This is a genomic window from Barnesiella sp. B2-R-119, assembly GCF_023656675.1.
Lineage (GTDB): Bacteria > Bacteroidota > Bacteroidia > Bacteroidales > Barnesiellaceae > Barnesiella > Barnesiella intestinihominis.
Map to the genome: position 1 here is coordinate 33,887 of NZ_JAMOKL010000005.1, position 12,253 is coordinate 46,139.

Below are 12,253 nucleotides of genomic sequence, written 5' to 3' on the forward strand. Positions count from 1 at the left end.
GTAGTTATATATTACATTTAAATGTCTTGTCGCCGATTTGTATTAAATAATTGCCATTGTTGAAATAGATATTCTCATTATTGGTCGAGATGTTTTGTCGATATAGTAGTTTACCGGATAGATCGAAAATATTGACTTGCTCTCCGATTGCATTTTTGATTATGATTTGATTGGATACAACGGAACAGTCGATTTCGTTGTTCCTTAATTCGTTAATAGTCGTGGGATCGCCTTCGTTTTTGAATAGAAAATATTCATTGTCGGCTATATCGGAGGTAGAGGCCGTTATAATGTTGTCTTTTTGAGACAAATATTTTCCGTTAGCCAAAGCCCGTATTGCAGCTTTTTCACCTTTGTCTATGTAGAGGAATTTTGAGGCGGTGTCGAGATTCGATGAAAGTTCCAAAGCGCCGGTAGCAGCATTGACCGATAGATATGAATTGTTTTCGTTGAAGGCGATATATCCGTCGTCGGTATGAGAAACATTAAAACCTGTACCGTTCGGATTCATCGTAATGTCATTGTTGCTGATCGTTAACCTAAGATTGTTGGCAACGTTTTCCAAATAGTATCGTCCATTCCAATAGCTTCTTTCCCCCGAAACGGCAATACATACAATTTCGAATTTTTTGTTTTCCAACAGTTTGATGTGGAGTATATGCTCTCCGATTCCCAAATCGGTCAATACGATTTGGTCGATGTGTTCTCCGTTAGAGCCGTCAATGACTACGGCCGGATTGTCGTCTACCCAAATTTGGGCCGTTCCGAAATTTTCGTTTGCCGGGCGTTTCCAATATGTGACGGCAGCAACGTCTCCGTTAATTTTAAATTGAAGTTCACTGTTTGCAATTTCGCTTCTCCAACCTTTTCCTGTGCCGAAATCCCAAATAGAACCTCCCGCCGTCCAGACACCTGTTTGGACCGGGGTTATATCGGTTTCGCTCAAATAAAATGCATCTTCTAAAATGTTGCTATATAGCGGAGCTGGTAGTGATGCCATTCGATCGATGTTCGATGCTTTTTTCCCTTCAAGTAGTTCGGTCGCTATTAGGTCGGCGATTTTTTGATGTGCGGTTGTATTGGGGTGTATGCCATCACCGCCGATGAGTGTAGAGGTTTGGTAATAGTCCAGCCATGTTTTTTCTCCTTTGATTATTTCGTCTTTTATGGCATCGTTGTAACTGACGATCGGAATTTGACAATGTTGAGCGATGGGATATTGACGTTCGATTTTTGAAATCCCAGCTTGCGTGCATAGCATTAGCGATATAACGGCTGGCTCACTCGGGTTTTTCCAACATTTCCGTATCAGGCTTTCGTAAGAATCCAGATAAATATCTTCGAGTTGATCGTTGCAGGCATATTCGATTATAATTAAATCGGGGTTGAATCGTAATAGTTTCTCTTCGGCACGGATACACCCGAAATAGGAATTCGTAGAACCGATACCGATATTGATGAAATTGACGTCGATTCCAAAAGTCGATTCGAACCAAGTCTTTAATCGGGCTCCGTAACAATTGGTCTCCATCGGTTCGGCGTTGGCTCCGGCAGTCATCGAACCACCTATGACACCGATGGTAATGTCATTACCGCTTTCAGCTTTTTCCAATAGCTTTTGAACCCGGTAATAGTTCGTTTTTTCGTTGTAATTCTTCGCTTGATAGCCATCTCCATAATATACTATGTTTCTTAATAATTCTATGTCGGATTGGGCATCTAAATAGATAACGACCTGAGTTGCATCTTCCGGTATCAAGCTGTCTTTTAAAGTACATTGATATAGTCCATGCCCTTTATCCGTTATTTCTGGATAACCGTTGTCCCAACCTTCCACATATTTGGTTTCTTCTCCGGCCGAATTTTTTACGGCCAAAGTGGGACGTAGTCCGGTCGGAGAATAGTAATCGACAATTATTTCATGAGCAATTTCATTTTCGGGCAGTTCATAAACTAAGAATGAGTAGTTTGATGGATCGTCGATTTTCAATCGATAGATGTCTCCGGCTCGTTGTGCCCAATCGTCGGTCGTTCCAGAAATCAATTTTGAGTTACCAATCCAAGTTATTTTATAGGTATCTTCGAATTCGTCATATATGCGTCCTGCGTATAGTAATTGGATACTGCATAGTAATAGAGATAATGTTAGGCATTTAAATATGTTCACTTTCATGATAGGTAGTATTAAGTTTTTGTTTTATCGTTTGTATGTTTTTTATGCAAAATTAGAATGGGTATTTGAAATATTATGATATAATTGAGTTAAAGGGTGATATTTTTTTGAATAGTTTATTGCTTAATGATGAAGTAATATTTGATTTTCAAAATAGTATTGTATATGTTCTAAATAGAATTAATGGGTATAGATGGAAGATATGAAGTGTTTTTTCGTTTATTATTTTTATGATTGATGGCCGATTTACAATGAAATTTTTTATAATTTAAAATATTTGTGTTGCTTTATTTTGTAAAATTATATTACATAATACCTAAATATGGGTATTATATAGTATATATATTATATTTAATTTTGCATAAAATTTTGTGGAACGATTTATAGGCTAATCATTTATTGTGTAGCATTTGTAAGAGCTGTTTATTTTGGAATCAAAATATATAATTAAGTAGTGTTTTTATGAAGTTATCAAGTACTAAATTAAAGGTTTTTGGAGGTTGGATCGTTGTGCTTATGTGTATAATGGCTTTTTCTTCCAAAGTTTTAGGGTCGGAATCTATTCCGAAAGAACGTGAAAATTATCAATTTACAGAACGGAGTGTACCTCTTAAATCAGGTAAAGCGCAGGTTCGTAAATATAGAAAGCGCTCGTCTCGAAATCCAGTGGGAATTATTAATATCTCTAAGTTGCCGGCTCGTACTCGTGTTGCCAAAATTAATGCACAAAATTCACCGGCGAATTTGTTCGGCTTTTTGGCAGCTACTAATAGTTATGAAGAGAGGGATTATGGTATCTACTCGATTAATCCTAATACAGGAGATTATTCTAAACTGTATGATGTAGAGGAATATGGTGAAGGCGAAGGCGGTGGGACTTACGCTAATGGAAAATTCTATTTATCGGTTTTTGACGAGTTTTACTGGTCGGGTATCAATTCTGCAAAATTGGTAGTCGTAGATGTCGTGACGGGAGATAAACAAGTTATAGAAAAAGAGGCGGAATATCCTAATGCTGCGGTGAATATGACCTATGATCCGGTCAATGATGTCGTTTATTCAATTAATTATGATGAGGCTGGGGAGGCTTATACGTTGAGTAAATTGGATCTCCAAACATTGGATTTTACAGTTGTCGCTCCAATGGAAAATTCTTATCGTGGAATGTGTATTGATGGAGAAGGGCAAATGTATGTAATCGATGATTATGGCGATGTATATAAGTTTGATAAAGAGTCTGCCATACAGGGGGAGAAAGTAGTGAGTACAGGTTTTTTCCCTGAATATTCTCAATCGTGTTGTTGGAGCCCTCTCGATCGTAAAATCTATTGGGCTGCTTGTAATTGGAGTGAGAGCGAGTTGATTGTAATAGATCCGGTCTCGAAAGAGTTTTATACGCAATTGGCTTTTGAAAATGGAGAGGAGTGGATTGGCTTGTACACGACAGATCCTTTTTCTGATCCTTCTGCTCCGGCTGCTGTTGAAAATTTGAGTATATCCTATGCGACTCCGGGTGCGACGACAGCCCGAATTTCGTGCGATCTTCCTACAAGGACTGCCGGTGGTAATGAACTGAAAGGATTGATAAATGTAGCCATAGTAGTCGATGGCGATACTGTCCAGATAAAGGAAAACCAAAGTCCCGGTGCGGAATTTTCTATATCTCTTGTATTAACGAATGGATTACATGTATTGAAAGTAATTTGTTTGAATAGTGGCGGAGAGGGGGTTGCAGCTTCGATAAAAACTTTTACCGGAGAAGATATGCCCCAAATTCCAACCGAAGTGACCGCTGTTGCCGAAGAATCTGGGAAGGTAACCCTTTCTTGGACATTACCCGAAGCCGGTATTAATGGAGGTTGGGTAAACTTGACAAAAGTTTCGTATGACATTCTTCGTAATGGAGAGTCGTTATCGACCGACATAAAAGAGACAACTTATATCGATAATCTTCCCGAGAATGAGTTAAAGTCTTACAAGTATACTGTAATCGTGAAGTTCGGCGGAGAAGAGTGTGGGTCGGTCGAGAGTAATTCGGTCGTTTTTGGGAAAGCCGTTTCGCTTCCTTATGAACAAACTTTCGAAGATGCATCGTCATTCGATTTGTTGAACATAATCGATAATAATGGCGATGGTGTGACTTGGCAATTCGATACGGGTCAATTTAGTGCGGGTTATACTTTCTCTGCCGATAATGCTGCTGATGATTATTTGGTATTGCCTAAAATGACTTTTAAAGCTTATAATGTTTATCAGCTTTCGTTCGATATTTGTTCAGGCTCGGGGTATAATGCAGAAATTATTGGTGTTAAAGTGGGAGCGGAGCCTTCCGTAGAATCGTTATCTACGATTGTTATGGAACCGACGGAAATTATGGCGGATGCGTCTTCTCCGAGACATATTGTACTTACCTACGTGCCAGAAGCGAACGGGCAAGGAAATTTTGCAATTCATTGTACAAGCGTTGCCGATCGTTTTGGAGTTAATGTAGATAATATTCGTGTGGAAGAATTCGGAAGTATTTATGCTCCGAAGGGCGTAACCGATTTTGTGGTGACGGCAGATCAAGCAGGATTACAGAAAGCTACAATGAGTTTTGTCGTTCCGAAAGAAAATTATCAAGGAGAACCTCTTTCGTCTGTTTCTAAAATTGAAATCTTGCGTAATGGGAAGTTAATCAAAACGTTTGAAAATCCGGTTTTGGGAGCGACATTAACGTATGAAGACGAACATTCGGACTTTGGGTTTAACACATATAGTGTTGTAGCTTATAGTGGAGAAAATGCCGGTGTAAAAGTGGAACAAACGGTATTCTGCGGTATTTATTCTTTACCTTATATGGTAGCACCGACTCAACAGGAGTTTTCTTTGTTTACGATCAAGGATAATAATAACGATGATAATACTTGGTACTACGATATAAGCGACGGTTCGTTGAAGTATGCTTATTGTTCGAATTCGGCCGATGATTATGTCGTAACGCCGGCCATCGAATTGGGAACCGCCCATATGATAGAGGTCGTGTTTGACGCTAAGGCCGGTGTAATGGGTTCTGAGAAATTGGAAGTGACTTATGGTAAATCGGATAAGCCGGAAGATCAACAAAAGGCTCAGACATTTGATTTGACGAACAAGGAATATCAAACTTTTACAGCTACCTTTGAAGTTACAGAGCATGGCCGTTATTATGTCGGATTCCATGCAATTTCCGATCCAGATCAATTTACCTTGAATATAAAAAATATAGAGGTGCGTAACGGTGCGTTGATGAAAGCTCCGGCCGCTGTTGCAGAATTAAAGGCTACTCCCGCTGCACAAGGGGGGCTTTCGGCAACGCTGAGTTTCCGGTTGCCTACTCAAAGCTTGAACGGTGAAGAGCTGACTGGTACGGTCGATGTGACCGTGAAACGTGTCGACGGGTCTGTGGTCGCTGAATTTACGGGTAAACAACCAGGCGAAGTTCTTTCTTGTAATGATGAGAATGCGGTTCAGGGAAATAACGTTTATACTGTGGTGGCCAAGAATGAGTTTAGTGAAGGAGGAACAGCTACGGTAACGTGTTATTGCGGTATCGATGTTCCAAGCATTGTGTCGAACTTTACAGCTTTACCCTCTTCCGATAATTTGAAGGCCGAGTTATCGTGGAGTGTTCCTACGGTTGGTGTGCATAATGGTTATTTCCAGCCATCTGATATTACGTATAAGATTTATGAGTATGTGGGTACGAGTTATAGAGAAGTGGGAACTACCACAGCCCTTTCTTATACGGCTACTCCGTCCTCTTCTAAACTCGATTCTTATACTTTCCTTGTCTCTGCTACTACTATCGGGGGCGAAGGCGAGGCTGCGTTAGATAATGTCGTATTGGGAATCCCTTATACGATGCCTTTCGAGGAAAACGGTGTGAATAATATGACAACAACTTATCCTTGGATTATGGGGGCATTGAGCGGACAAGCCGAGTGGGGATTGACGAATTATATCCGTAGTCTCGGTTTGGAGCCGGAAGATGGAGGAATGTTCGTTTGCCATTCTCAATCGGGTAAGGGAGAAGCTCGTTTACAAGTCCCCAAATTAGATTTGGGTGGTTTTAATGCTCCTACATTGACATTTTTATTATATCGTTACCAGAATGCCGCCGGAAAATTATCGGTGAAAGTGACTGCCGATGATAAAGCATATACCGAGGTTTATAGCGCCAATACAGCCTCTTTTCTTCCGGGTTGGACCGTATGTAAAGTAAATTTGGCTCAATATAAAGATTATCCGTGGATTGCAATTGTGTTTGATGGAGCTGTTTCTAATGGTAGTGATTATGTAATCATCGATAATATAGCGGTTGCTAATGAGTCGGAATTAGATGCGAAACTCGAAAGTATCAAAGGTGCTCGTCGTCCTGTCGTGGGTGAATCTGAAAATTATACGGTTGTCGTTAAAAATAACGGGAAGCAGTCGATAACTTATGATGTGAATCTTTATGTAGATGAGACTCTGGTTCAAACTCTTTCTCGGACGGAGGCTTTGGCGCAGGGAGAAACAGCCGATCATTTATTTACGGTTACTCCTACGGCTGAAATGATAGGCAAAGAAACTCCTATTAAAGCAGAGGTTATAGCAAAAGAGTCTGATGAGATCCCAGAAAATAATATATTGGAGGCAATAATAATCGCTTCTCAATCAGAGTTGCCTGTTATTACCGACCTAGTCGGGGAGAAAACAGAGAAGGCTCATGAACTGTCTTGGACAAAGCCTACATTGACCCCCGAGCCGATGGTAGATGATTTCGAAGGTTACGAATCGTTTATTTATGAGAATATAGGTGATTATACGGTGGTAGATGGAGATGGCTTGACCTCTGCCGGTATTTTATTTGTAGAATTTCCGAATATGGGTACACCGATGGCGTTTCAAGTCTGGGAACCTCTGGCCGAGGGTGTTGATGTGACTTCGAATAACTGGAAGCCTCATTCTGGTGAAAAATGTTTGGTTTCTTGGGCTGGTTTGAGTTATGACGGTCTGACGCCTCAAAATGACGACTACTTGATTTCTCCTGAAATTATAGGAGGAACAAACGTGTCGTTCTATGCTACGATTCCTACAACGGAATATACGCCGGAGACGTTTGAAGTGCTTTATTCGACGACAACGACCGGTGTAGATGCCTTTGAATTGCTTGCTACGGAATCGGTTCTTAATGTAGGTTGGAAAGAATATTCTTATCAGTTACCAGAGAATGCCCGTTATTTTGCAATTCATTATATCAGTTCAAATAAGTTCGCTTTATTAGTTGATGATTTGTCGTATGTTCCGGTATCGGCGGTAAAAGATTTATCGGTTGTAGGGTATCATGTTTATTGCAATGGACAGAAACTGACTCAAACTCCTATCGTTGAGACGAATTATTCTACTCCGTCTATTGAATATGGAGCTTATCATGTCACTGTTGTTTATGATAAAGGAGAATCGTTCCGCTCGAATACCGTTCGTTTGGGAACATCGGCAGTAGATGAGTTGAACCGAAATGACATCAGGGTTTATGGTATGAACGGTTGCATTATGGCTGAGGGGGTGACAGGAAGAAAAATATCTGTTTATGGCATTGATGGTCGTACGCTCTTTTATATAGAGTTAGAAAGTGATACAGAGAAAATTCCAATGGAAAGAGGCGTTTATCTTGTGAAGGTAGATAATCGAACAATCCGGGTTCAAGTCCGTTAGTCAGCACACTGCTGGTAAAAGTATGAGAAGAGAGGAGCTTTTGAATAACGAAAGGCTCCTCTTTTTTACATTAAGAAGCCGTTGAATAATATTCGAGTCGTGGAACCGTTTATATAATATGTAATACTGAGTGTATATTATGCAAAATATCTATGATGCCCGACAAAAAGGGAAACTGATTTTTTTGTTGATTTCTGTCTTGCTGGTTGGCGGGGTACTTTATGTCTCGAATGACCTTGTAGAAGACTTGTCTATCGAGGAGCGAAAGAAAATGGAAATATGGGCCGAAGCGACGCGTGAATTGGCCAGTGACAAGACTGAAATGAGCATGGAGTTGATATTGAAAGTGATACAGAGCAATACCTCCATACCGGCGATTATCGTCGATGATACCGGCGAAATAAATCAGTACCTTAATTTGAATTTGCCCGAAACGGATACGGAGAAATATTTACAAGAGAAACTGGAACAATTAAAAAGTAAATCCAATTTGATAGAGATCAATTTGGGAGACGGGGAGAAACAGTATCTCTATTATGACGATTCTATTTTGTTAAAGCGGCTATCTCTTTATCCGTACGTGCAGTTGGGTGTTATGGTTCTGTTCGTTTTAATCGTTTATTTTGCGTTGATTAGTACGAAAAAGGCCGAGCAGAATAAGGTGTGGGTGGGATTATCGAAGGAGACTGCTCACCAATTGGGAACTCCTATTTCGTCGTTGATGGCATGGATGGATTTGTTGGAATCGTCGGGTGTAGATCCCTCGTTACTGTCGGATATGAATAAAGATGTGAACCGTCTGTCTGTCATAGCCGAACGCTTTTCTAAAATAGGCTCGAAGCCAGAAATGGAATTGATATATGTCAACGAAGTGCTTGAAAATGCAACAGAATATATGCGTCGCAGAGTTTCCGATAAAGTATTGATTACGACTCATCTCCCTTCTGATGCCGAGGGTGCGATGGTGTGTCTTTCTTTATTTGAATGGGTTATAGAGAATTTGTGCAAGAATGCAGTCGATGCGATGAATGGAGAAGGGCGTATAGATGTTTATATGACGTCGGAGAAGCAACAGATTTATATCGATATAAAAGATACGGGCAAGGGGATTGCACGGAAAAATTTCAAAACGGTTTTTAATCCGGGGTACACGACCAAGAAACGAGGTTGGGGACTTGGACTTACTTTGGCAAAACGTATTATAGAGGATTATCATGCCGGACGCATTTATGTGAAAGATTCGGAAGTAGGAAAAGGTACGACATTCAGAATCGAATTGAAGCGAGTCGTTTAGTCGGGCTGGAAAATCTTTCTTTTTTTTGAATGTTGTCGGGGCTAATCGATTATGGCTCTCCATTTGAAAAATTGTGAATGTGAAATAAAAACTACCGAAAAGATTGACTTGTAACGATTATTTTTTATACCTTTGCGGAGTTTTAACGACAAATAGCATTGGGACGATTTAGTGCTTATAAATTACCGCTCAAAAGTATGCCGATAGGTACTCAGGATTTTGAGTATGTATTGGATAATGAGTTCTTTAAGAATATCGAAGGTGAAGATGTTCAAAAAGGAAAGGTGAAGGTGAAATTGACAGTGAAGCGGACGGCGGCTTCTTTCGAACTGGATTTTGATTTGGAAGGAGTTATTCAAATTCCGTGCGATCGCTGTTTGGACGATATGGACCATGAGGTAAAAACCCAAGAAACGCTCTATGTGAAATTCGGTTCGGAATACAGCGAGGAGAGCGATAATGTGGTTGTTATTCCTGAAAGTGACGGGGAATTGAATATTGCATGGTTTTTATATGAGTTCATTGCACTGACAATACCTTTGAAGCATGTTCATCAGGCAGGAAAATGCAATAAATCGATGAGTGCTAAATTGCGTAAACATGCGGCGCGTTCTATGGACGATAGCGACGAAAGTGAAGATGCCGCATCATACGATGATGAAGATGTTGTAGATGAAGTGCCCGGCGAAGGGGAGGAAACTGACCCGAGATGGGACGAATTAAAGAAAATAATAGATAATAATTAAAGTAATAGAAAAATGGCACATCCTAAAAGAAAACAATCGAAAACGAGAACAGCCAAAAGAAGAACTCATGATAAAGCTGTGGCTCCAACTTTGGCAGTTTGTCCTAACTGTGGTGCTTGGCATGTATACCATACTGTATGTGGAGAGTGTGGTTATTACAGAGGAAAATTGGCAATCGAAAAAGAAGCTGCTGTTTAAGCTCTTATCGATAAGTATGTATGGCCCTAAAGCGATTTAGGGCATTTTTTCACACACTAAGCCGATTTTATTATTATGCAGAATGCAAAAATAACGGGAATTGCCTCGTATGTTCCCGATTATGTTTTGACAAACGACGAGTTGTCGCATATGGTCGATACCAACGACGAGTGGATTACTACTCGTGTAGGTATTAAAGAACGTAGAATTTTAAAAGGAGAAGAAACGGGATCTTCCGATTTGGGTGTAAAAGCAGTAGCCGAATTGTTGAAAAAAACAGGAGTAAAGCCCAGTGAAGTAGATTTACTCATTTGTGCTACGTCGAATCCCGATTATCGTTTCCCTTCTACGGCATCGATCGTATTGGAAAAATTGGGAATAAAAACAGCTTATGGGTATGATATACAAGCCGCTTGTGCAGGGTTTATCGTTGCTTTGCAAGCAGGAACTGCCTATATAAAGAGCGGACTGTATAAGCATGTGGTTGTTTTGGCGGCAGAAAAGATGTCGTCGATGGTTAACTATAAGGACCGTTCTACTTGTCCACTGTTCGGTGATGCTGCGGCTTGCGTTATGTTAGAACCTACCGACGAGGAAGTCGGAGTGAAGGATGCCGTGTTGCATACCGATGGTATGGGACTGCCTCATTTGTTGATGAAAGCCGGTGGTGCTGTTCATCCTGCTTCGCACGAGACGGTAGATCATGATGAACATTTTGTTTATCAGGAAGGTCGGGCGGTATATAAGCATGCGGTAACCGATATGCTCACTTCTTCGGAAAGCGTGATGGCTCGCAATGGTTTGTCCGTAGATACGATCGATTATTTTATTCCTCATCAGGCAAATTTGCGTATTATAGAGGCTATTGCCGATCGTATAAAGCTGCCGGAAGAAAAATTATTGGTCAATATTCAAAAGTACGGGAATACGAGTGCATCGTCTATCCCTTTGTGTATGGCCGAATTTGAGCATAAATTCAAAAAAGGAGATAAACTTGTCCTCACGGCTTTTGGAGCAGGATTTACATGGGGAGCTCTTTATCTCGTTTGGGGATACGACGCAAAATAAATTTGTCGAGATATAAGAAAGACGCATCTTTTGGCGAAAGAGATGCGTCTTTTCTTGTTTTCGAACAAAAGCGATTGTAGGTTGTTTCGTCGGGTAGAATATTTTCACTACTTTTGTATTCAGAAGTTATTGACTTGTAACCAAATAAAACAGAATTATGCATAAGGCCGGATTTGTAAATATTGTCGGGAATCCCAATGTAGGTAAGTCTACGTTGATGAATTCACTGGTCGGAGAACGAATTTCGATTATTACGTCGAAGGCACAGACGACTCGTCATAGAATTATGGGAATAGTGAATACCGAGGATATGCAGATCGTCTATTCCGATACTCCGGGAGTTCTTGTCCCTAATTATAAGTTGCAGGAGTCGATGCTGAATTTTTCTCAGTCGGCATTACTCGATGCCGATATTTTGCTTTATGTGACCGATGTGGTGGAAGCTCCTGCGAAAAACCAATCGTTCCTCGACAAGGTGGCTCGGGAGACGGTTCCTGTATTGGTAGTTATCAACAAGATCGATTTGCTGAAAGAGCAGAGCGCTCTTGAAACGTTGGTAGAGGAGTGGAAACAGTTGTTGCCGAATGCCGAGATTATACCGGTTTCGGCACAATATAAATTTAACCTCGACTATTTGTTGAAGCGTATTCAGGAATTACTACCTCCGTCACCTCCGTTTTTCGAGAAAGATGCTTTGACCGATAAGCCGGCTCGTTTCTTCGTAACGGAAATTATCCGTGAGAAAATATTGCAGACGTACGATAAAGAGATTCCGTATGCTTGTGAGGTGGGGGTAGAACAATTCCATGAAGAAGAGAATCGTATTCATATTATGGCTGTTATCTATGTGGAGCGAGATTCTCAGAAAGGAATCGTTATCGGGAAAGGCGGTTCGGCTTTGAAGAAGGTAGGGACTTTGGCCCGGAAAGATATCGAAGTGTTTTTTGACAAAAAAGTTTTTCTCGAACTGTATGTAAAAGTGGAGAAAGATTGGCGTAGTCGGGAAAATAAATTGAAAGGTTTCGGGTATATACCTGAATAAAAGATTAAGAAATA

Annotated in this window: 7 protein-coding genes; 6 read left to right on the top strand and 1 reads right to left on the bottom strand. The window is 40.5% G+C overall.

Annotated elements, in window-relative coordinates; all coding sequences use genetic code 11:
• Positions 1-4: 4 nt before the first annotated feature.
• Positions 5-2,173 carry an SGNH/GDSL hydrolase family protein gene (locus NBH06_RS10580; RefSeq protein WP_250794261.1) on the bottom strand — a complete coding sequence of 723 codons (2,169 nt, stop codon included), beginning with the start codon at positions 2,171-2,173 and terminating at the stop codon, positions 5-7.
• 462 nt (positions 2,174-2,635) lie between these two features.
• Between NBH06_RS10580 and NBH06_RS10585 the strand changes: the two genes are divergently transcribed.
• The 6 genes from NBH06_RS10585 to era all read left to right on the top strand — a co-directional run bounded on the left by NBH06_RS10585 (position 2,636) and on the right by era (position 12,239).
• Positions 2,636-7,891: a choice-of-anchor J domain-containing protein gene (locus tag NBH06_RS10585; RefSeq protein WP_250794263.1), complete on the top strand. Its 5,256-nt coding sequence runs from the start codon at positions 2,636-2,638 to the stop codon at positions 7,889-7,891.
• A 139-nt stretch (positions 7,892-8,030) separates the two neighbouring features.
• On the top strand, positions 8,031-9,185 hold the full coding sequence (locus NBH06_RS10590; protein ID WP_008861442.1) for a sensor histidine kinase: 1,155 nt from the start codon (positions 8,031-8,033) through the stop codon (positions 9,183-9,185).
• Between the two features lie 158 nt (positions 9,186-9,343).
• Positions 9,344-9,931: a YceD family protein gene (locus NBH06_RS10595; protein WP_046409980.1), complete on the top strand. Its 588-nt coding sequence runs from the start codon at positions 9,344-9,346 to the stop codon at positions 9,929-9,931.
• Between the two features lie 12 nt (positions 9,932-9,943).
• Positions 9,944-10,129, top strand: a complete 186-nt coding sequence (gene rpmF, locus NBH06_RS10600; protein ID WP_008861440.1) for a 50S ribosomal protein L32 — start codon at positions 9,944-9,946, stop codon at positions 10,127-10,129.
• Between the two features lie 75 nt (positions 10,130-10,204).
• Positions 10,205-11,197 (top strand): beta-ketoacyl-ACP synthase III, encoded by a 993-nt coding sequence (locus NBH06_RS10605; protein ID WP_046409983.1) that lies wholly within the window; start codon positions 10,205-10,207, stop codon positions 11,195-11,197.
• Between the two features lie 157 nt (positions 11,198-11,354).
• Positions 11,355-12,239 carry a GTPase Era gene (era, locus tag NBH06_RS10610; protein ID WP_046413755.1) on the top strand — a complete coding sequence of 295 codons (885 nt, stop codon included), beginning with the start codon at positions 11,355-11,357 and terminating at the stop codon, positions 12,237-12,239.
• Positions 12,240-12,253: the final 14 nt, after the last annotated feature.